Annotated in this window: 22 protein-coding genes; 14 read left to right on the top strand and 8 right to left on the bottom strand. The window is 44.1% G+C overall.

The window, feature by feature from the left end; all coding sequences use genetic code 11:
* The first annotated feature begins 14 nt into the window (after positions 1-14).
* The 7 genes from QUA88_RS03550 to QUA88_RS03520 all read left to right on the top strand — a co-directional run bounded on the left by QUA88_RS03550 (position 15) and on the right by QUA88_RS03520 (position 5170).
* Positions 15-656, top strand: a complete 642-nt coding sequence (locus QUA88_RS03550; protein ID WP_333209910.1) for a type I restriction endonuclease — start codon at positions 15-17, stop codon at positions 654-656.
* A 9-nt stretch (positions 657-665) separates the two neighbouring features.
* On the top strand, positions 666-1181 hold the full coding sequence (locus QUA88_RS03545; protein WP_333270288.1) for a cupin domain-containing protein: 516 nt from the start codon (positions 666-668) through the stop codon (positions 1179-1181).
* Positions 1178-1648 (top strand): GNAT family N-acetyltransferase, encoded by a 471-nt coding sequence (locus QUA88_RS03540; protein WP_333270286.1) that lies wholly within the window; start codon positions 1178-1180, stop codon positions 1646-1648. The genes QUA88_RS03545 and QUA88_RS03540 overlap by 4 nt, the downstream gene beginning before the upstream one ends.
* 935 nt (positions 1649-2583) lie before the next feature.
* Entirely contained in the window at positions 2584-2871 is a 288-nt protein-coding gene (locus QUA88_RS03535; protein ID WP_172191372.1) for an NfeD family protein, read from the top strand.
* 113 nt (positions 2872-2984) lie between these two features.
* Positions 2985-3272: an NfeD family protein gene (locus tag QUA88_RS03530; RefSeq protein ID WP_333051632.1), complete on the top strand. Its 288-nt coding sequence runs from the start codon at positions 2985-2987 to the stop codon at positions 3270-3272.
* A 127-nt stretch (positions 3273-3399) separates the two neighbouring features.
* Positions 3400-4278, top strand: a complete 879-nt coding sequence (gene glyQ, locus QUA88_RS03525; protein WP_190660228.1) for a glycine--tRNA ligase subunit alpha — start codon at positions 3400-3402, stop codon at positions 4276-4278.
* Positions 4279-4402: 124 nt separating this feature from the next.
* The gene (locus QUA88_RS03520; protein WP_333051635.1) at positions 4403-5170 is read left to right on the top strand and encodes an ATP-binding cassette domain-containing protein; all 768 of its coding nucleotides are present in this window, start codon (positions 4403-4405) and stop codon (positions 5168-5170) included.
* Between the two features lie 168 nt (positions 5171-5338).
* On the opposite strand, the gene QUA88_RS03515 is transcribed toward QUA88_RS03520, so the two are convergent.
* Both QUA88_RS03515 and QUA88_RS03510 read right to left on the bottom strand, forming a co-directional pair.
* On the bottom strand, positions 5339-6610 hold the full coding sequence (locus tag QUA88_RS03515) for an MFS transporter (RefSeq protein ID WP_333051638.1): 1272 nt from the start codon (positions 6608-6610) through the stop codon (positions 5339-5341).
* Positions 6611-7019: 409 nt separating this feature from the next.
* Positions 7020-7532 carry a DUF2808 domain-containing protein gene (locus QUA88_RS03510; protein WP_333051640.1) on the bottom strand — a complete coding sequence of 171 codons (513 nt, stop codon included), beginning with the start codon at positions 7530-7532 and terminating at the stop codon, positions 7020-7022.
* Positions 7533-8115: 583 nt separating this feature from the next.
* On the opposite strand from QUA88_RS03510, the gene QUA88_RS03505 reads away from it, so the two are divergent.
* The 4 genes from QUA88_RS03505 (at position 8116) to QUA88_RS03490 (ending at position 11280) form a co-directional block, all read left to right on the top strand.
* A complete protein-coding gene (locus QUA88_RS03505; protein WP_333051643.1) occupies positions 8116-9264 on the top strand; it encodes a Re/Si-specific NAD(P)(+) transhydrogenase subunit alpha in 1149 nt (382 codons plus the stop codon).
* Positions 9265-9428: 164 nt separating this feature from the next.
* Positions 9429-9593: a hypothetical protein gene (locus QUA88_RS03500; protein ID WP_333270283.1), complete on the top strand. Its 165-nt coding sequence runs from the start codon at positions 9429-9431 to the stop codon at positions 9591-9593.
* Complete coding sequence (locus QUA88_RS03495) at positions 9578-9871, top strand: NAD(P) transhydrogenase subunit alpha (RefSeq protein ID WP_106150865.1); 294 nt, start codon at positions 9578-9580, stop codon at positions 9869-9871. Before QUA88_RS03500 ends, QUA88_RS03495 begins: the two co-directional genes overlap by 16 nt.
* Complete coding sequence (locus QUA88_RS03490) at positions 9868-11280, top strand: NAD(P)(+) transhydrogenase (Re/Si-specific) subunit beta (protein ID WP_333270280.1); 1413 nt, start codon at positions 9868-9870, stop codon at positions 11278-11280. The genes QUA88_RS03495 and QUA88_RS03490 overlap by 4 nt, the downstream gene beginning before the upstream one ends.
* Before the next feature lie 203 nt (positions 11281-11483).
* Here QUA88_RS03490 and QUA88_RS03485 read toward each other — a convergent pair whose 3' ends face one another.
* From QUA88_RS03485 to QUA88_RS03475, 3 genes are read right to left on the bottom strand one after another with little or no spacing between them, the layout of a single operon-like run.
* Positions 11484-11846 (bottom strand): DUF5615 family PIN-like protein, encoded by a 363-nt coding sequence (locus QUA88_RS03485; protein ID WP_332947362.1) that lies wholly within the window; start codon positions 11844-11846, stop codon positions 11484-11486.
* Positions 11846-12187, bottom strand: a complete 342-nt coding sequence (locus QUA88_RS03480; protein WP_333270276.1) for a DUF433 domain-containing protein — start codon at positions 12185-12187, stop codon at positions 11846-11848. Before QUA88_RS03480 ends, QUA88_RS03485 begins: the two co-directional genes overlap by 1 nt.
* Positions 12188-12202: 15 nt before the next feature.
* A complete protein-coding gene (locus tag QUA88_RS03475; protein ID WP_333270273.1) occupies positions 12203-12466 on the bottom strand; it encodes a type II toxin-antitoxin system HicB family antitoxin in 264 nt (87 codons plus the stop codon).
* Positions 12467-12727: 261 nt separating this feature from the next.
* On the opposite strand from QUA88_RS03475, the gene QUA88_RS03470 reads away from it, so the two are divergent.
* Positions 12728-13423, top strand: a complete 696-nt coding sequence (locus QUA88_RS03470; RefSeq protein ID WP_333270270.1) for a hypothetical protein — start codon at positions 12728-12730, stop codon at positions 13421-13423.
* 20 nt (positions 13424-13443) lie between these two features.
* Here the strand turns inward: QUA88_RS03470 and QUA88_RS03465 are convergent, their stop codons facing one another.
* On the bottom strand, positions 13444-13794 hold the full coding sequence (locus QUA88_RS03465) for a hypothetical protein (protein WP_333270267.1): 351 nt from the start codon (positions 13792-13794) through the stop codon (positions 13444-13446).
* A 219-nt stretch (positions 13795-14013) separates the two neighbouring features.
* On the opposite strand from QUA88_RS03465, the gene QUA88_RS03460 reads away from it, so the two are divergent.
* On the top strand, positions 14014-17091 hold the full coding sequence (locus tag QUA88_RS03460; RefSeq protein WP_333270264.1) for a type ISP restriction/modification enzyme: 3078 nt from the start codon (positions 14014-14016) through the stop codon (positions 17089-17091).
* 143 nt (positions 17092-17234) lie between these two features.
* Here the strand turns inward: QUA88_RS03460 and QUA88_RS03455 are convergent, their stop codons facing one another.
* Positions 17235-17873: a Uma2 family endonuclease gene (locus QUA88_RS03455; RefSeq protein WP_333051665.1), complete on the bottom strand. Its 639-nt coding sequence runs from the start codon at positions 17871-17873 to the stop codon at positions 17235-17237.
* Positions 17874-18156: 283 nt separating this feature from the next.
* On the opposite strand from QUA88_RS03455, the gene QUA88_RS03450 reads away from it, so the two are divergent.
* Positions 18157-20874, top strand: a complete 2718-nt coding sequence (locus QUA88_RS03450; protein ID WP_333270261.1) for a protein-arginine deiminase family protein — start codon at positions 18157-18159, stop codon at positions 20872-20874.
* Here QUA88_RS03450 and QUA88_RS03445 read toward each other — a convergent pair.
* On the bottom strand, positions 20871-21176 hold the full coding sequence (locus QUA88_RS03445) for a hypothetical protein (RefSeq protein ID WP_333051672.1): 306 nt from the start codon (positions 21174-21176) through the stop codon (positions 20871-20873). The two genes, QUA88_RS03450 and QUA88_RS03445, sit on opposite strands and share 4 nt — an antisense overlap.
* Between the last annotated feature and the right edge of the window lie 94 nt (positions 21177-21270).

The raw sequence follows: 21270 nt of genomic DNA, 5'->3' as shown, positions 1-21270 counted from the left end.
GAAGATGCAAAGCCATGACACAATCAATTCAAGCAAAAACACTGACTCTGCACGATGTCAAAACAAAATTTAACTTCCAACTTTGTGAAGACGAGCAATTTTTCCGGGAGTGGATGGACGATTTACCAGAAATTACAGATGAAGAAAAGCGATATCTTGACAAAGTAAAGGCTGGCTATACTAACAGTGCCGACCACTCCATGATAGAAGATACCGTAAAAATGGTGGTACTTGCTCCCTTGCTATTTTTAGCAGATTTATACCTGAATCCCTTTCATATAGAAGCAGAAAAATCGGTGGAACTTGTCACCGTGGATGAAGGTATACTTGTCAGGGGAAGTATTGATGTTCTGCTTTTAATTGAATCTTTTTGGGTAGTTGCGATCGAAGCGAAGCGAGCACAATATTCCGTTGAAGCTGGACTTCCTCAGTTACTATTTTATATGCTGAATGACCCCAGTCCAGAACAAGTAACATTTGGGCTTCTGACAAATGGCAGCAGCTTTCGATTTATCAAAGTGACCAAACAAGGCACACCGCAGTATGGCGTGTCTAAACTTTTCGATATTGGGAGTCCAGGAAACGAACTTTACGAAGTCTTTCGCATTTTGAAGCGGCTAGCTGGTATAATTTCCAGTAACACCTCTTATACTTAAATACATAATATGGAACTAGATTCTGAAAGTAACAATAAATTCACTAAAGCTCACTTTGACTTTAACAATTTGCCCCAACTCACCAACCCTTGGCGACAGCTAAATCTACAAGGAGTAGCTTTAGGTTTGATTCGCTTGCCTGCTGGCGATGGCTACACATTTACTCACAGCCACGCAGAACAAGAAGAAGTTTATATTGTAGTTGAAGGCAAAGGCCTGATGGTTGTAGATGGGGAACTATTGACACTTGAGGGCGGCGATATTGTGAGAGTTTCTCCCGCAGCAAAGAGAGCATTAAAAGCTGCTGAAAATACAGCCTTGTTTGTTATCTGTACTGGAGGATTGGCTGCAGGTTATCCCAAGCAGCCCAACGCGCGCTATCTGATAGATGATGGAATTCCCGATTATGACGATGTTCCGCCTTGGTATGAGGGAAATCCCGAAATTGCCGAGAGAAATGTGCGGTTAAAAGAAAGGATGTTGAAAGCTCAATCCAAACGAGACAGTCAACAGGAATCACAATGAATGAAAGTTCTTTTTCGTTGCCCCCACAATGCGCCATCCGCCCGGCCTCAGAGCAAGATATGAGGTCAATTAGAATCTTAGTTTGGGGCGCCAAACTCGATCCAACTCAGTTGCGCTGGGAGCAATTCTGGGTCATCGAATGCGAGGGAAAATTGGCAGCTTGCGGACAGTTGCGGAATTTTGCGGGGGCGCAAGAATTGGGCAGTTTGGTGGTGGCGAAAGATTGGCGCGATCGAGGTTTGGGAAGCTACCTCACAAAATATTTAATTCAACAAGCTACAGAACCGCTATATTTAGAATGTTTGGGAAAGCGACTCGCATCATTTTATACTCGCTTTGGCTTCACAGAAGTTTCCGTACAAGATTTGCCGCAGTCGCTTAAATTCAAGTTCGGTTTGTCTCAATTAGCTAAAACTTTATTCAAAATTCCTGTAAGAATTATGCAGTATCAAGCAGGTTGTCTGTAATTATGACTTTTATGAATTTAAGATTCTGAATTTATGAATGGATTTTAAGTTCGACCTGTTCAATAATTGGATAACAGGGTGCGATCGACCTGCATCGATCAAAAACTCCTACCGCCTCCTGATATCTGCGTCAGTCTCGATCGCCTATTGTCTATGCCTAAATAGGTAGGTACACCTCAATATCGCATGGGGAGGGTGGGTGAGTTGCCAAGTTTACTTGCTTATATCATTGATCCGCTTACGGGCCCCTAATGGCGCACTGGCTGTCAGAAACCGGGTTTTTAGAGGTTTGGTGCGTCAGTTACGGACTAGATATTTATGGATATTCCTGATTGGGCGATCGAGAAGGCGTAAGTTCATAATTCACTGTTTGCGGTAGTCCAGTTAGCTAAATTGGCACAGCTACCAGCCTGATATTTAGGCAGAAACCCTTGCAAAATCGTTGTTTGCAGGTTAACCAGTGTCATGTGCCAGTACCAGACTCGGAAAGTGGACTGGCGATCGCACCAAAGATATTGGACTCCTGGCAAATTAGTAAGTGTAAAGCAAGTGAGTCACAACCCAATCAAAAAACTCAACCCCAAAATTCAAGCCAAAAATAAAACATTTTCACAGCAGCAGTAATGCGGAATCAGACAATCTCTAATGTAGCTAACCACATCTACCCTTAAGGTAAATCCCACCAACTGCTCAACCACTAAATCCTTAATTCAATACCTCGGAATTACTGGATTTAGACTCCCCGCAACCGCTTCTCAAATCCCCTCAACATTTCAAAAATTATTTGCCTTTTATCCTGATAAAAGCACGGAAGGCAAGAACAATGAAATATCAAGGCAATCAATCAATCTTAACCGAGGAAATGCAGCCTCTCAAATAGCATAAACCGACAATTACACATCCCCATATATTTTAACACAACAGGAGTAAATATCATGTTCAACGTAGTAAAAGCTTTCGGCTCGATTTTCTCTACCCAAGGATACAGCACAGCTAACAATATGCTCATCAAAAATTACATCAACACCAATTTTAACTACTTCAACGAAGAAGCAGTAGTTGATGAATCTATTTACCCGAATCAAACAGGTCGCGTCCGCTTTCAAGGTAGCTGGTGGCCCGCACGGTGCGATCGCCAAATCACCCTCACACCGGGAGACACCGTTTATGTCATCGGCGTTGACAACATCACTCTGTTAGTTTCCCTCGCTCCCGCAGACTAAATCAGAGCATGAACAACCTGGTAATCAATTTTAACCAGGAAATGCTAGTTTTCAAAGAACACAAAATCGGCGATTAAACTTCGATATATTTTAACACAAAAGGAGTCAACAAAATGTTTAACGTAGTAAAAGCTTTCGGTTCTATTTTTTCTCTTCACACCTACAGCACAGAAAACAATCTCTTAATGGATAACTACATCAACACCAATTTTAACTATTTCAACGAAGAAGCTGTCGTCGATGAATCCATTTACCCGAATCAAACTGGTCGCGTCCGCTTCCAAGGTAGCTGGTGGCCCGCACGGTGCGATCGCCAAATCACCCTCACACCCGGAGACACCGTTTATGTCATCGGCGTTGACAACATCACTCTGTTAGTTTCCCTGGCTCCTGCAGACTAAACTAGAACTCGATCCAAACTGCCTAACTTTTCACACCCAAATCTGATTTCGGCAGGGTTTATGCAAATAAACCCTGCCTTTTGTATGCTTAAATAAGTTGAGACACTCGCTAACCATATTTAAACCAGTGAACTTTCAATCAGTCATTGCCACCTTAAACAAATTCTGGAGCGATCGAGGATGCCTGATCGCCCAATCCTACGACACAGAAAAAGGTGCAGGAACCATGAATCCCCACACCTTTCTCAGAGCAATTGGCCCCGAACCTTGGTCAGTCGCCTACATCGAACCCTGTCGCCGCCCCACCGACGGACGCTACGGCGAAAATCCCAACCGCTTCCAACATTACTATCAATATCAAGTTTTAATTAAGCCCTCTCCTCCCAACATCCAAGACATCTATTTAGACTCCCTCAGAGCATTAGGAATTAGCCCAGAAGACCACGACATTCGTTTCGTAGAAGACAACTGGGAATCGCCCACCCTCGGAGCTTGGGGCGTGGGCTGGGAAGTCTGGCTCGACGGCATGGAAATCACCCAATTTACCTATTTTCAACAGTGCGGTAGCATTGACTGTCGCCCCGTATCCATTGAAATTACCTACGGACTAGAACGCCTCGCAATGTATCTCCAAGAAGTCGATGCCATGACGAAAATTCAGTGGAAAGATGGCATCACTTACGGCGACGTTCACCTGCAAGGAGAAATTGAACAGTGTACTTATAACTTTGAAGCTTCTAATCCCGAATTGCTGTTTACTCTATTTGGATTGTACGAGCAAGAAGCAGAACAATTGACAAAAAAAGGATTGGTTTTGCCGAGTCTTGATTATGTGTTAAAATGTTCTCACACTTTTAATTTGCTCGACGCTAGAGGTGTGATTTCGGTAACGGAAAGAACCCGCTACATCACCAAAATTCGCAATTTGGCGCGGCGAGTTGCTCAGCTTTATTTGGAACAGCGCGAAAAGCTGGGTTTTCCATTGGAAAAAGCTGTAAAAGTTTGAGCAGGAAGCATGGCACGACACGGATTCGGACACGGATACACGGATTAATTTAGCTGTTAGATCCCCGACTTGTTAAAGAAGTCGGGATCTGGGTATCCGGTTTTTTATATTTTTAATTAATTCAATGCGTAATTCTTCAGAAAATAATACAGAAACAAATCCTCAACTGCGAATTGACAGTGTTAGTTTAAAAACACCGATCGCCTCAAGTCATTTGTTGGAAAATATATCCTTTCAGGTACACAAGGGAGCTCGCGTGGCAATTGTTGGCCCTTCAGGTGCGGGGAAAACAACGCTGTTGCGACTGCTAAATCGACTCAGCACTCCCACCAGTGGCTCGATTTATCTGGAAAATACAGAATATCGCCAAATACCTGCGATCGAACTCCGCAAACAAATCACCCTCATCCTACAAGAATCCAAGCTTTTGGGAATGTCGGTGCGAGAAGCATTGGCTTATCCTTTAAAGCTGCGGGGCGTGACTTCATCAAACATTGCTGAGAGAATTAGCGGGGCGATCGAACAACTGCACATACCCCAAGAATGGCTAAATCGCACCGAATTCCAGCTTTCTACAGGCCAAAAACAGCTCGTGGCGATCGCCCGCGGCATCATCCTACAACCAAAAGTCTTGCTTTTAGATGAGCCAACATCCGCCCTCGACGCAGGAAAAGCTGCCCACCTTTTGCAAGTATTGACACAGCTAACAAACGGCAAAACCACTATTGTAATGGTAAACCATCAATTAGAATTAGCTGAGCAATTTAGCACGCGAATTCTGCATTTACAGCGCGGAAAGCTCATCGAAGATTTGCCCTCTCATCAAATTAATTGGGTGCAACTGCGGCAAAATTTAATTCAAGCTGAAGCTGAAGCCCAACAAGAATGGTGAACTCTGGTTGCGTAATTAATTTGGATGTTTTAACCGCAGAGGGCGCAGAGGGCGCAGAGAAAGAGAAGAGAGAAGTTTACAAATTGTTGAGGGTTGCTAGAGAGACAGTCAGATATTAGCTTTGGGAATTTTGTTTAAGGTTGGCTTTTGTGATTTGACGGTAAATTGTTACTGGGAAATTAAACCCATTTTTTGATAAATTGGCCGAACTAAGTTTTTTAAAGCTGGCAACTGTTTGGTAAAAATTATGGAGCCTACAACACAAATTATTCCTCCAATGATGACTGTATTGGGAGCGCCGATATAATTGGCCAATCCGCCGGCAACTAAATTCCCAAAGGGTGTCACTCCAAAAAATGCCATCGTGTATATGCTCATCACTCTTCCGCGTTTGTCGTCTTCTACAATTGTTTGCAAAAATGTGTTTCCTCCTGCAAATTGGATAATGAAACCAAACCCCACAAACAACATCATGATTAATGAGAGCCATAAGATGCGGGACAAGCCAAAACCTATCAGCCCAAATCCCATAATTGCCGGTGAAATCGCAATCAATTTGCCGAGGCCAACTATACTTTTGCGGGAAATCAAATAAATCGCGCCCGCGAAGGCGCCAACTCCCGAAGATGCCATCAAAAAGCCGAGGGTTTGTGCGTCGCCTTGCAGAATTTTGGTGGCAAAAATTGGGACTAATACTGTGTGGGACATTCCGGCAAAACTGACTAATGCTAATAGCAGTAAAATTGCTCTAATCGGGGGGAACCCGAAGGCATAAACGAATCCTTCTTTTAATCTTTGTAAGGGTTTGGTATTAGTTGCGGCAATTTTTCTGGGCTTGATTTGCATCGCTAATAAGCCTGCAATTACAGCGATGTAGCTGAGTCCGTCAATGAGAAAGCAATAACTTGCCCCGACTGTAGCTATCAGCAAACCTGCAATTGCTGGGCCGATTAATCTGGCTCCGTTGAACATGGAAGCGTTGAGGGCGATCGCATTTGCTAAATCTTCTTTCTTTTCTACAAGTTCCGGTACAAAAGCTTGCCGTGCCGGCGCGTCAAAGGCGTTAATTGCGCCTTGAAAGAAACTCAGTACCAGGATCTGCCAAATGTTAACGACTCCTGTTAGCGCTAAAAATGCTAGCGCTAAGGATTGAACCATTGCTAATATTTGAGTGGCAATTAGGACTCGGTGGCGGTTCCAGCGATCGATTAAAACTCCTGCAAAAGGCAGTAAAATTAATGTGGGGATTTGACTTGTAAATCCGACCACGCCGAGCATCCAAGGTGAATCGCTCAAATTGTAGACAAGCCAAATAGTAGCGACTTGCGTCATCCAACTGCCAATCAGTGAGAGGCCTTGTCCTGCAAAAAACAGGCGATAATTTCTCGATCTCAGCGCTGGAGGCAGTTTTATTGTTTTGATTTTTGCTAGTAGATTCATGCTGCAAGTACGGCCTTAGCAATCCTATTTGATTGGTAAACATTTTTTAGGGGTAGCGCCCCTAAGCCTACCCCTAATTAGCGAAGGGCAACTATCGGGGGACTGCCCCTAGACTCATTATTACGAATCATTGAGAATTGCGATATGAGCCGGAGGTTCTATTTTACAACTCCCGAAAACTGAGATGTTGCACCATTCTCAATAAGCTTTTGATGAACAGGCTTTCCGGCCTGTTCCACAAGAAAATTCACTCTTTGTGGAACAGGCCGAAAAGCCTATTAAGCGAGAATGGTGCAAGATGTGAGGAAAACCAAGATTTGAGTAGAGTTAAATTTTTCCACCCAGGAAAACGATCGCCACAGTTAAATTTTTATGTCGCGATCGCTTGACTAACGAGAAATTCCTTCCCTCAATTAATGCTCAACAGCCAAGTACCGAGGTAACGCAGCAAGGGAACATCCCCAGGGGTGCGGATGCGGACGTTGAAATGGTACATTCCGCCAGGGGATGGGTTTCTGACGTTGGAGAGTACAACCTCAACATTGTTGCCGGCGGCAATTGGTTCTGTGGGATAAATTTCTATGAATCGATTTTCTTTGTCCCAGATTACTTCTTGCAATTCTATTGTTTTGTTTCTGACGCGCACTTTAATGTCTTTTTGGTCAAATTCGCCTTTGTAGTAGTCTGGATAGGATATGTTGAGTTGGGCGATCGCCAAACTTACTTTGTTGGAAGGAATTCGCAGCCGATATCTATCGCCACTCATCCCGGCTGTACCGTAATCCAAGCGATAGTTTAATTGGTTGGCGCGTTCGGGGCCGCCGAAAATCGTGAATCCTGGCATGGACTGGGCTAAACTGATGGCGGGTAATCCAGCCACCAAGCAACCTGTAACTGCTAGTGCTGAAAATAATCGTCGCATAACAACTCCTCTAATTAAACTCTTGGTGAACCTTTAATATCGATCGCCCGAAATTTGCGATCGTGCCTACAATATATCGAATGTCTCAGCAATTTGATGAGGGCGAGCCGATTTTAGATTTTAGATTTTAGATTTTAGATTTACTCCCGTCTGCTTTGAGAATGAATCTGGGGGCTGGTTAGAACCCGACGCTTTTCTGTGCCTCCATCCTAAGTCTCCGAAACGCTGAATCTGGGAACCTCCGAACAAATTGCTCGATCGTCAATTATTTTTTGCGTATTTTTTGCGTAATACTGATAACTGACATTCTAACTACAGAATTAGGCGACATAAAATTGTATCATAATCTGTGGCTAACTTAACAATTTAGCGAATTTGAATGTATAAGATAAGTTAAAGATACGGGTCGAATTTGGGCGATCGGCTTTAGTATCAACGAGAGAAGTTTAGGGGAACGGCTGCTTCAATGTAAAGCAAGGCATCGGGCGATTAAAAATCGCACTTCAAGAAACCTGCAGAGGCAGGTTTTGTCTGTGTAGGCGCGGTTTCAACCGTCCTAGGAAGGCTTAAATAAGGAGAGTTCATGAAATTAGCGATCGCAAAAGAAATAGCAGCAGGGGAACGCCGGGTGGCTTTAGTACCCGACGCTGTAGCCCGATTAGTCAAACAGGGGGTCGAAGTTTGGGTTGAGGCGGGTGCCGGCGCACAATCCTTTTTCTCGGATCGTGCTTACGAAGAAGCGGGAGCTCAGGTTGTCGCCGATACCGCTAGGCTGTGGGGCGAAGCCGATATCGTCGTCAAAATCGGGGCCCTGCAAGAATCAGAAGTTCATCAACTCCGCGAAGGAGGCGTTTTCATCGGATTTTTGAATCCTCTGGGAGATCCGGCTTTAGTGCAGCGTTTAGCCGATCGCAAAGTAACGGCATTCAGCATGGAAATGATCCCGCGCACCAGCCGCGCTCAAAGCATGGATGCGCTGTCATCTCAGGGTAACGTCGCCGGTTACAAAGCGGTACTGATCGCAGCCGCCGCTTTGCCGAAATATTTCCCAATGCTGACAACGGCGGCGGGTACAATTCGCCCCGCGAAAGTATTGGTAATGGGTGTGGGCGTTGCTGGCTTGCAGGCGATCGCCACGGCGCGCCGTTTGGGTGCGGTAGTCGAAGCCTTCGACATCCGCCCGGAAACAAAAGAACAAGTGCAAAGTTTGGGCGCTAAATTCCTTGATGTCGAACTCAAGGAAGAAACCGTCGCCGCCGGAGGTTACGCTAAAGAATTATCAGAAGCGGCTAAAGAATACACCCGCCAAGTGCTCACCCAACACGTCAGCGCTTCCGATGCAGTGATTACAACCGCTCAAGTTCCCGGCAGAAAAGCACCTATTTTAGTTACTAGAGAAATGGTTTCTCAAATGAAGCCCGGATCGGTAATTGTTGACCTCGCGGGCGAACAAGGCGGCAATTGCGAATGCACGGAAGCGGGAAAAGATGTTGAATGGAACGGCGTTAATGTCATCGGCCCGATTAATGTGCCTTCGTCGATGCCTGTCCACGCTAGCGAAACTTACTCGAAGAATATCTCCTCTTTACTTCAGTTGATGCTGAAAGATAAGGAACTCAATTTGAATTTTGAAGACGATATCATTGCTGGTGCTTGTGTTGCCCGCGACGGTGAAATTAGCAACCAGCGAGTGCGGGATGCTTTGGCAGCTCAGGCATCAGCCGTTAGTTAGATTCGGTCGTTATGAGGCAAAGTCCGGCAGTCCGATAGTCCGGCAGTCCGATAGTCCGATAGTCCGGCAAGGGTTGAAACCCCTGCCTCAAAGCTCAAGTCCTCGCTATGAGGACTGAAGAACTGATTAAATATCTCCAAAAAAGGCTTTTTTGAACAGGCAAGATGCCTGTTCCACAAGAATTATTGGAGATGTTTATTAGTCCTCTTAAGAGGACTTTTGCTATGAGTCAGGGAATTCATTCCCTGGCGGACTGGCGGACACAACCGGGAACGAGTTATAACCAATTACCAATTACCAGTTCACACTTGTTATGGCAGAAGGATTGATTGCAGGTTTAGTGGTGTTTACTCTAGCATCGTTTGTGGGATTTGAAGTAATTAATAAAGTCCCGCCGACGCTGCACACACCTTTGATGTCGGGATCGAATGCGATTTCGGGAATTGCGGTTTTAGGTGCAATTCTGATTTCTGGCCAAGGCAATGTGACTGTTACTTCGATTTTGGGGACGATCGCGATCGCCCTAGCCACAATTAACGTTGTCGCAGGTTTCTTAGTAACCGATCGAATGCTGCAAATGTTCAAGAAAAAAGAGGTTAAAGCGTGAGCGATTTTCTGCCCAGTGGCATTCAACTAGGTTATTTAGTTGCCGCATGTTTGTTTATTATCGGTTTGAAACAGTTGGGTTCCCCTGCAACTGCGCGTCAAGGGAATGTGTTAGCTGCGATCGGGATGTTAATTGCGATCGTCGGTACTTTGCTGGAAAAGCAAGTCATCAGCTACGAATTGATTGCTGTCGGAATTATCATCGGTTCCATTTTGGGAACAATTATGGCGAAAACCGTCGCGATGACGGATATGCCGCAGATGGTGGGTTTGCTTAACGGTTTTGGGGGCGCGGCTTCTGCACTCGTTGCTGTGGGCGAATTCTGGCGCTATCTCAGCATCCCGCAATCGCCGACGCCAGACGCGACAATCACGATCCTTTTGGGTGTGTTGATTGGCGGAATTACTTTCACTGGTAGCCTTGTGGCGTTTGCGAAACTGCAAGAATTGCTGCCGGGTGCGCCGATGACGTTTCCGCTGCAACAGCCGTTTAATGCCATGCTGGCGATCGCGCTTTTAGCCGGCAGCGGTTATATGTTGTTTAACCCGGAGGATGTGCCGGTATTCCTGGGTTTGGTGGCGATTTCCAATATTCTGGGAATCATGTTTGTGCTACCCATTGGGGGTGGCGATATGCCGGTGGTGGTGTCGCTGCTTAACTCTTATTCGGGGATTGCTGCGAGTGTGGCTGGGTTCATTTTGATGAACAATATGCTGATTATCGCTGGTGCATTGGTGGGCGCGTCGGGGATTATTTTGACGCAAATCATGTGCAAGGGGATGAATCGATCGCTTTCTAGTGTGCTGTTTAGCGCCTTTGGTAGCGGTGGTGCTAGTGCTGGGGCTGCTGCTGGGGCTGCTGGTGGTGCGATCGACAAAACTGTTCGCAGCATCAATCTCGAAGAAAGTGCGATGATGTTGGGTTATGCGCGATCGGTTGTAATTATTCCGGGTTACGGGATGGCTGTAGCGCAAGCACAGCACGCCGTGCGCGAGTTAGCCGACGGTTTGGAAAAAATGGGTGTTGACGTGAAATACGCGATTCACCCGGTGGCTGGGCGGATGCCGGGGCACATGAATGTGCTGTTGGCGGAAGCAAACGTGCCTTATCCGCAGTTGTACGATATGGACGATATCAATCCGCAGTTTGAAGAAACGGATGTGGCGTTGGTGATTGGTGCGAATGATGTGGTGAATCCGGCGGCGCGTCACGATACGGCGAGCCCGATTTACGGGATGCCGATTTTGGAGGTTGATAAGGCCAAGCATACGATCGTGATTAAGCGCGGGATGAGTGCTGGTTTTTCCGGTGTAGACAATGAGTTGTTTTACAAGGATAAGACGATGATGTTGTTTGGTAGCGCTAAGGATGTGGTTGCCAAATTGGTTTCTGAGGTGAAGCAATTGTAGGATTTTTTAACCGCAGATGAACGCGAATTAACGCGGATGATTAAACCCGGTTTCTTGTAGAAACCGGGTTTTTGTTTTGGGTTTGTATAGATGCTAATACTTCTCTTTCTTTCAGTCTCTTAGAGAGGGAATTCGTGTGACAAGAAGCAATTTTAATCGCCGAATTTTATAAAAAGATACTGCTATATTGTCCGCCCTGCGAATTATCTCAGTGGGATAAATTCAATCCTATCTTGATATTCATTTTCAAAAGATGCTCCCGCAATTTCAATTAACTCGTCAATCACTTGGCCCATATCTGCATTCAAGCGGATTGTGAGAATTCCTAAAACGTGGCGACCTTGGGCTGTATGATCTGACAAATGAACTGGCATTGAACGTCGGTTATTAGTAACGAGGATAAAGTTATTCTCCTCGCACCAACACAAGATTTCTGGATCTTTCGTTCCTTTAGGCGGAACACCTTCATCGCCAACCATTAAAACGACGATATCGGATTGATGATACAAAAGCTGCACCCGATATTCAGGGTCTATATTTTCGTCTAACAGGTATTTAACAGTCATTAATGAACTTTATCCCGTTGTGTAGATATGTTTTTTTGTTCCTTAATTTGACGCATTTTTAAGACAAAAGGTGATGGATTGCGATCGTATTCAGCTTCAGCTTTGAGGCAATATTCTAACCAATCTCCTACATATTTACCGACAGTTTTTGTATTTTCCAGATAGTAGAGAATGGTAGCATAAACTTGAGCCATAGTCACTGTCCGAAATTTTTGAGCTATGGCTTCTGGAGTTTGGCCGCGGTGGATGTATTCGTAGAGAATGTGTTCGATACCGACGCGGGTTCCTTTGATGCGGATATCTTCGGGTGTTAAAAATTCAAAGTAATCTTCTAATTGCATGATTGTTGTTCATTTTCACTGTGAGCTTTGAGCGTATACTGAGTGTAACACATTGGCTACTTCAGGCTGAGTGGGGTTAGTTGAAAGGGCGCTATGCAGCCGATTCTGGACTTCCGAAGAATCTGCTGTCTCAAAAAATAGTTCCAACGCTTCGATCAGATTCTGTCGCGCTGCTTCTATATTGTCACCTTGGCTGGCAATATCGAGTTCCGGGCAAAGGGATACATATCCGTCGCCTTCTCGTTCAATAATTGCTGTAAACTGTTGTGTTGACTTCATACTTTGAAGTGGCGGACTGCCAAGCTCAAACAATTATAGTTTTACTTGAGATTATATCATATCTTTCGCTGTTCGGTGGAGACGGGCGATCGCCCTATACAATGCTAGCTTGGTTTAAATAGTCACGGGCGATCGGTGCTAGTCAAATATACCTGCGATCGGAGATTTTTTAAATATAATGAAATCCTAAAGAATTAATAGAACTGCAAAAATTGTACTAACCTTAAAGCTAAAGTCAATTAAATTAAAAAATTTTCAACTATGTCAGATCAACCTTTTAATATCCGCCAACTAAATGGCCTAGATTATGACGAAGCAGAACCACTCCTGGAAGATTATCAGGAAACGCTAATCGAGCTATTTGTCAATGCTCCCGAAGGAGAAGAATACTGTAAAACTTATCCAGACGTGGGATTTTGGATCTCGCAGTTCATTTATTACGGTTTCGGCTATGAAGGTTTTACGCTGCCTCGCATGAAAGTGGAAGATGTGGCAACTGTAGTCGAAGAGTTGTTTCCCAGGAAAGTGAGTTTGCTTTCGCCGGAAGAAGGTGAAAATGCTATCCCGGAATTATTGGCGTTCTGGCAATTTTTGAAGCGAGAATTTAAACTGCGAAATGCCACTTCAATTATCAAATACCTGCGGGATATCGAGCCGGAATTTAAGGAGATTATGGAAGATTCCTCTAAATTTGGATTTGCCAAATCCTTTGTAACGCTGGGTCATCAAGCAGGGTTTGATATAAGTACGGGGGAAGGTCTAACACAATTTCAGGAGATATATAATGCTAGCATTGCTCCTCTAATTGCAGCTAAAAACTCCGATACATCGGGATTTTCCAGCCAACCGATAAGTGATAGTGCTGTCAATGAATCTAAAGCAAGTAAAGAAAAACAAAAAAAAGCAAAAAATACGGCGGCTGAATCGAGAAAACGCAACCGCACTAAGAAAAAATGAGGTTTAGCAAGTATCTATCCTCACTTCACTCTTCTTCTGATTCTTCTCAGCATCTTGTTAGCTTCTTCCCTCCCGCGAAACTTCCAAACTAATAAATAACACATCAAACAAAACCCGAAGATTCCTAACACGATCGCACTTTCTTCCGGTGAGTTGGTAGTTCTATCGAACTTCCCACTCTTCGGACTTGCTTGGATGTTGTTAGTTCGATCGACCGATCGATCGCCCGCTTGCAAGTTAAAATTGTGTTGTTCAATCGCATTACTATTTTTAAGTTTTCGATCTATTGATTGAAATGACTTCGCCTGTTCGCAGCTTGTTAAGGATAATCCAATAAGGATAAAAATTAGGAAATAACAGCGACATTTCATGATTTTTACCTTTCGGTCAGCGAAAAAGAGAATAAATCCATATAGGGCTTACTGACTCCGACAAAGAAACCGGGTTTTTATCTAATCTGTCGGTAGCCACGAAGTATTTTCCTAAAAAACCCGGTTTCTGGGCCCCTATCTCCAGGACTATTCTATCTACTATAATAGCATTAAACGAATTCAGGAAACATTTCCAAACTAAACCAGGAAACTGATTCAATGCCATCTATATCTTTTGATGCTTACCTCAAGTCGATTCAAAATAACCTGCAAAAAGGTAGCGAGCGCAGCCATTATCCAGCGCTGAAAAATTTGCTGGATGACTCAGACAAGGGCATTGATGCCGTCATTGAAGAAAAAGGCAATAAGGCAGGGATTCCAGACTTTACCGTGAGGCGGCGGGAACTATTGGTGGGTTATGTAGAAGCCAAAGACGTTGGGCTAGACCTGGATCAGATAGAAAAATCGGAGCAATTGCAGCGGTATATAGAAGCGTTTCCGAATCTAGTATTGACCAATTATTTAGAGTTTCGTTGGTATGTGAATGGGAAGCGCAGGCAGAAGGAAATTTTAGCAGATCGTAATGAGAATAAGCTGCAAGTAAGGGCTACAGAAAAGATTGCGGCTTTGCTGGATCAATTTCTCAACTATACAGGCGAGATTATCAGCAGTCCTGAAGACCTGGCGCGACAGATGGCGAGGTTGACGAAAGCAATCCGGTTAGCAACAACAACTGCACTGGAGGGAGAAAATAAAGACGGGGAATTGCATCAACTGAAGCAGGGCTTTAGTGAGGTGTTGTTGCCCGATTTGAATGATGCTGATTTTGCTGATATGTATGCTCAAACGATTTCTTATGGGTTATTTGCGGCAAGAGTTGGTCATGCTCAAAATCCAGGGTGTGAACCGTTTACTCGGCGCACGGCTGGCACGTATATTCCAGCAACAAACCCATTTTTGAAGCGATTGTTTAATACGATCGTCGAAACGGATGCAGTCAGTCAGCTCGATTGGGCGATCGACGATCTGGTGCAATTGCTGTCTCAAGTTGATATGGGCAGCATTCTCGAAAACTTTGGGCAGCGCACTCGTCAAGAAGACCCGGTGGTGCATTTTTATGAAACATTTTTGGCGGCGTATAACGCGGCTTTGCGAAAGAGTCGAGGCGTTTATTATACACCGGAACCTGTGGTGTCGTTTATTGTGCGATCGGTTGATGCCATTCTCAAAGACCGCTTCGATTTGCCATTGGGATTAGCGGATAACGCCAAAGATCCAGTAACACAAAAGCCGAAAGTGCAAATTCTCGACCCTGCAACGGGGACAGGTACATTTTTGTATGAAGTGGTAAAGCAAATTTACCGCAATTTAGAAGAAATTGGCATGGCGAATCAGTGGGATAGCTATGTGCGAGACAATTTGCTGAATCGGTTGTTTGGATTTGAGTTATTGATGGCTCCCTATGCCATTGCTCACCTGAAGCTAGGGCTAGAACTTCAAGAACTTGGTTACAAATTTAAGGGCAAACAACGATTAGGCATTTACCTGACCAATACGCTGGATGAGGCACTGAAAAAATCAGAGATTGTGTTTGGTCAGTTTGTGGCACAAGAAGCAAATGAAGCTTCGACGGTGAAGCGAGATGTGCCTGTGATGGTTGTGTTGGGCAATCCACCTTATTCTGGACATTCCGCAAATAAAAGCGAGTGGATCGCGGGTTTAGTTAAAGATTATTACTATGTGGATGGTGTGCCATTAGGTGAAAAGAATTCTAAATGGTTGCAAGATGATTATGTTAAATTCATTCGCTTTGGACAATGGCGAGTCAGTGAAACTGGTTATGGTGTTTTAGCGTTTGTTACTAATCACGGTTATCTGGATAATCCAACGTTTCGAGGAATGCGCCAGAACTTGATGCAAACCTTTACTGATATCTACATTTTAGATTTACACGGTAATTCTAAGAAGAAAGAAGTTTCTCCCGATGGTTCACCCGATCAAAATGTCTTTGATATTCAACAGGGTGTGAGTATTGGAATTTTTGTTAAAGAACCTGGAAAGGATACACCAGCTAAAGTTCACCATGCAGAGTTATGGGGCGATCGCGCATCTAAATATAAAAGCTTAAATTTATTAGATATTAATGAGGTTGAATGGAAAGCTATTGAACCTCAATCATCATTTTATTTATTTTGCCCCCAAGACCGAAATGTTTTAGAAGAATATGATGAAGGTTGGAAAATCACAGATATATTGCTTGTTCATTCGGTGGGAATTGTGACTGCAAGAGATAATTTGACAATAAAATGGTCATCCCAAGAAGTGGAGACTACTGTTAAGGATTTTGTCTCACTACCAATAGAGGAAGCCCGAAAAAAATATGAACTGGGTGATGATTCAAGAGATTGGAAAGTCTCACTGGCTCAGGATGATATTCGCAGTAATGGTACTGAGAAGGGCTTGATTACTTCTATTATGTATCGCCCTTTCGATAAAAAGTTTACTTACTATACAGGGCAGACAAGGGGTTTTATTTGTATGCCTCGTTCTGACGTAATGAGCCATATGCTAAACAAAGCTAATTTGGGATTTTATACTTGTCGTCAAACTATAAGCGAATCTTGGCAACACATCCTAGCTACTAACAGCATTACTGATGATTGTTATGTTTCCAACAAAAGCCGAGAACGAGGCTACTTATTTCCTCTCCATACTTATCGGGATTTATTTGGTGAAACAACTCCCAATTTATCCTCAGATTTTATTGCAGCAATTCGTGAAAAACTTGGCTACGTCCCCACGCCAGAAGCCATCTTTTACTACATTTACGCCATCTTCCATTGCCCCACCTATCGCCAACGCTACGCCGAGTGTCTCAAAATCGACTTTCCCCGTGTGCCGTTAACCAGTAACGATCAGCTATTTAAAGACTTGGGTGCAAAAGGTCAGGCATTGGTAGACCTGCACCTGATGAAATCGAAAAAGCTTAATAAGCTGATTACTAAAATGAATGGCGATGGTGACAATGCCGTTACCGAAGTTATCTATAAACCCGCTGAACAGCGAGTTTATATCAACAAAACCCGCTATTTTGAAGGCATCGCCCCCGAAGTTTGGGAGTTTAAAATTGGGGGTTATCAGGTTTTAGATAAATGGCTCAAAGACCGTAAGAAAGCCAAACGCACCTTATCTTTTGATGATGTACTGCACTATCAAAAGGTGGTGGTTGCGCTCAAAGAAACCATGCAACTGATGGTAGAAATCGATCTACTGATTCCTGGTTTTCCCATAGAGTAAGATTCAGGACTTACTGACTCCGACAAAGAAACCGGGTTTTTACCTAATCTGTCGGTAGCAACGCGTCTTTTCGTAAAAAACCCGGTTTCTGACCTGGTGTGCGATGATCGGAAATCAACCCATTTACACTTACAACACTCAACTCATCCAATCAGTCGTTGTCGAAATTCTTTAACTGCTGCGAGGGAATTCGGATATCGAACATATTCTGCCAACAATTCTATATCTAAATTAGGCAGGATTTCACTGCGACTGATTTGCTCATAACCGCAGGTTTGGACAAATTGAACTGGAATTTCTTCTCGCAGGTAGTAGAGGCTAAAATTTTCATTTTGCCAAAACCAAACTTCTTTAACATTTAACCGTCTGTAAACTTCCAATTTATTCAGGCCACCACTGGTAACAACAACCTCAATTGCTAAATCGGGAAATTCTTTGTCTGTACCAATGCAGTAAGCTTCATCAGGTTCCGTCCCGCCTCTTTTTTCCTCTTGCCGTAGGCTGGTAGAACCAAATGGAAAATAGTCTATATCTGCTTCTAAAAAGTAAATGAGTAAAAGGTCTCCAATGCGAGTTTTTCTGTTTTCATGGCGGCGGGAAGGTGACATAATTTCTAAGACTCCATCTAAATACGTGACTCGATATGCGGAAGTATCCCCACTTCTGGTGAGTAATGTTTCATATTGTTCCCAGTTGACGCGATCGGTAATATAGCGACATTCGGAATCTTGGCGTTGGAGTGCTTGTTGGTCAAGTAGAGCATTGAGATCGCTTGTCAACATACTATTACCTCCTTTAGGTTGTCTTGATTGTAATGAGAGTTAATGCGATCGTGATGAATACTATATAATAATTTAAATATTATCAAATCTTAGGGACTCCGACAAAGAAACCGGGTTTCGACTTCGCTCAACCACCAGGAGTTTTTATCGAATCTCTGAACAGCAACAAAGTATTTTCGTAAAAAACCCGGTTTCTGGGCCGCCATGCGTAAGTCCTTATAATTAAATCCCCAATTGCTCCCAAGATTAGGTAAAATTATTGGCGTGTCTGAGGATAAACTATATGCGTTTGGTTAAATATATTGCGATCGCCATTATCAATGGTTTCGGTGTCGTCATCGGTATTATTTGGGTTGCAGTCCCCACAACAGTGGCTCAACCTTCCCTAAACTACCAACTCGCACTCTCTGGGCGACAGTCAGAGGGCGAAAATCCGCAATCCCTTTCCGAACTCTACAAATTGCGCGATCGCCTGAAAGTACAATTAGATAACCTTGCCAAAAATCCCGACAGCGCTTCGTTTCCTGCAGAACTTTGGAAATCAGCAATCCACCGTCAGCAATCTCAAACTCTGACGCAGCAACTCCAAAACGTTCAAAGTCAGATTCAAATAGAAGAAACAGCCAAATATAATTGGGACGAGGCTGCTAAATTTGCCGCCCAAGCAGTCTTAATTGGACGCACTTCTAATCCTTCTTCTGCTACTTGGGAACAGTCGCAACGCCTGTGGCAAATTGCTATCAATACGCTGCGACTCATTCCTCACGATTCTTTTTTGGCCGATCGGGCGATCGACAAAACCATCGAATATCAAGGAAACCTCAGTGTCGCAACCTATGAAATGCAAGTCGCACGTTCGGTAGAGAAAATTAGAGCCGAGGAAGAAGAGATAAGAGAGCGAGCCCGACAAGAGCAAGAGAAAAAAGAATTTGCTCGTCGAGAAATAGAGAGAAAAGAGCAAGAGAAAAAAGACCGGGCTAGAAAAGAGATTGAAAGGCAAGAGTTTGAAAAGCAAGAATTAGCCCGTAAAGAACTTGAAAGGCAAGAATTAGCCCGTAAAGAACTTGAAAGGCAAGAATTTGAAAGGCAAGAGTTAGCCAGAAAAGAACTGGAAAGGCAAGAATTTGAAAGGCAAGAGTTAGCCCGTAAAGAACTTGAAAGGCAAGAATTAGCCAGACAAGAATTAGCTAGACAAGAACTTGAAAGGCAAGAATTAGCCAGACAAGAATTAGCTAGACAAGAACTTGAAAGACAAGAACTTGAAAAGCAAGAGTTAGCTAGACAAGAACTTGAAAGGCAAGAATTAGCCAGACAAGAATTAGCCCGACAAGAACTGGAAAGACAAGAGTTAGAGAGAAATCAGCAAGCAACTCCTCAACCAACTCCTGAATCAACTGCAACACCAACCCCCACCCCAGTTACACCCGCCGCGTCCCCGTCGAACTTTTTCTTTGCGGGAGATACCAACAGAGATGGCCAAATTAACCAGCAAGACGAAGCTGGAAAAGAACAATGGTCTTTGTCCAGTGGTGCGCTAATTTCATTTAACGATCGCAATAACGATCGCGGCAAGATACCGACTTGGAAACAAACCAAAGTTATGGTTCCCCGCCGTGCAGCAATGCTTTCTCAAGTTAACTTAAACCTGTCTGAAAGCTTCAAAACCTCTCAGTTATTTATCACTGCTGATAGCATTGCTAGCCCTCACATCAGCGTTTTCCAGAAGACGGGGGACGGCTGGCAACCTGTAGATATATCCGGTGCTAAACCTCTAGTTTTCAGCACCAATATTGTTTTAGGTGTCGAAGCAAAACAATTTGCCGATCGCAATTGGAACGGCACTGTAAATCTCAAAGCAACTGCCCAAAACAACGGTCAAGAAATCGCCTCCACAACAATCCAAATGGGCGTTAGTCCTTGGATGATAGCGCCCAATACAGCACCAGTAACCGAAGTTCAGGTCAGCGACAGAGGCGCGGTAAACAGCGAATTTATCTCCCAACTCAAACAAGCAGTAGAACCCACGGGCGCTAAAGTAAAAATTATCCAGGGCGATCGCACTTGGATGCAAGATACCCAGAAAAACGGATACGTTCAACTCCCCGAAAAATCGGAGATACGCCAGTTTAATGTCGCCCTAAAAAGCAATAGCGAGCCAGAGAAAAACCCGCCTATTAAATCAAGTCAAAACCGGGATTTGAAAGTAGTTAAAATTGGCAATCCTCGTTCTTTAGACCCTGTAAGTCAGTGGTCTGACGGATACGGCAATTTGCAGGTGACACCGCCGATTCCCGGACACCCAATGGGTCGAGTTTATTACGGGAATTCGGGAAATGCTAGTTTTAATCCAGAGGTACTTGATTTTATTCAAGCTCAGAGAATTCAAGGGCCGCCAGTGGATATTGATACTTCTTGGCTTTTGACTCGCCAAGTCGATGAAATTATCAATTTTATTCCCACTCAAACTCCCGGACAATATGTAATGGCGATCGCCAGTCCCGAAGCCGGAGTTAAGCTGTTGGAAGAATTGGAGGGAAGAGGTTACGGCGATGTGGCGATCAATCGTGGTTTGAGCACTCAAACAACTGTCAGCGCCGCCTTGAAAAACCGTGCTTTAATTCAACACAATCTCTATTTGCAAAATCAGAAACTTAATCCGATTATAGAGAAGTTGAAAAGAGAGTTTTTACTCGGAGACGACCAAATTGTTCAAGTTCCAGTGATGTTTGGCTACAGCGGTTATGCTTGGTGGCCGAATATGGTCAATTCGGTGCCAGTTAACGGCAAGTTGTTAGTTTCAAATCCGCGCGGGCCAATGATTGACGGTGTAGATTACACTCAGGAAAGATTGCGCCAACTGCTGCTTCCTGCTGGGGTCAGCGTTAGTTTTCTGGATGATAGGTATTATCAAGAATTGAAAGGAAACGTGCAGTCGGCGACGAATACTGTGAGGAAGCCAGAAGAGCGGCCTTTTTGGCAGTCTTTGCCTAATAATTACTAATTGGGAATCGGGAATGGGGAATCGGGAATCGGGAATCGTGAATCAGGAATTTGTAGGGGCGGGTTCACCAACAATACTCGCCTGTAACTGACAATCTCGTAAACCCGCCCCCACCCAACAGTAAATCTAATTGGGAATCGGGAATGGGGAATCGGGAATCGCGAATCAGGAATTTGTAGGGGCGGGTTCACCAACAATACTCGCCTGTAACGAACAATCTCGTAAACCCGCCCCCACCCAACAGTAAATCTCAATATACCTCCTAAACCCGCCTCCCTAGTACCATTTTTATGAACAGGCAAGATGCCTGTTCCACACAAGTACCATTTTTATGAACAGGCAAGATGCCTGTTCCACACAAGTACCATTTTTATGAACAGGCAAGATGCCTGTTCC

Origin of the sequence: Microcoleus sp. D3_18_C2 (assembly GCF_036702395.1) — a bacterium.
GTDB lineage: Bacteria > Cyanobacteriota > Cyanobacteriia > Cyanobacteriales > Microcoleaceae > Microcoleus.
The sequence above is the reverse complement of the archived record's forward strand: the minus strand, read 5'-3'. Positions and strand labels throughout refer to the sequence as shown.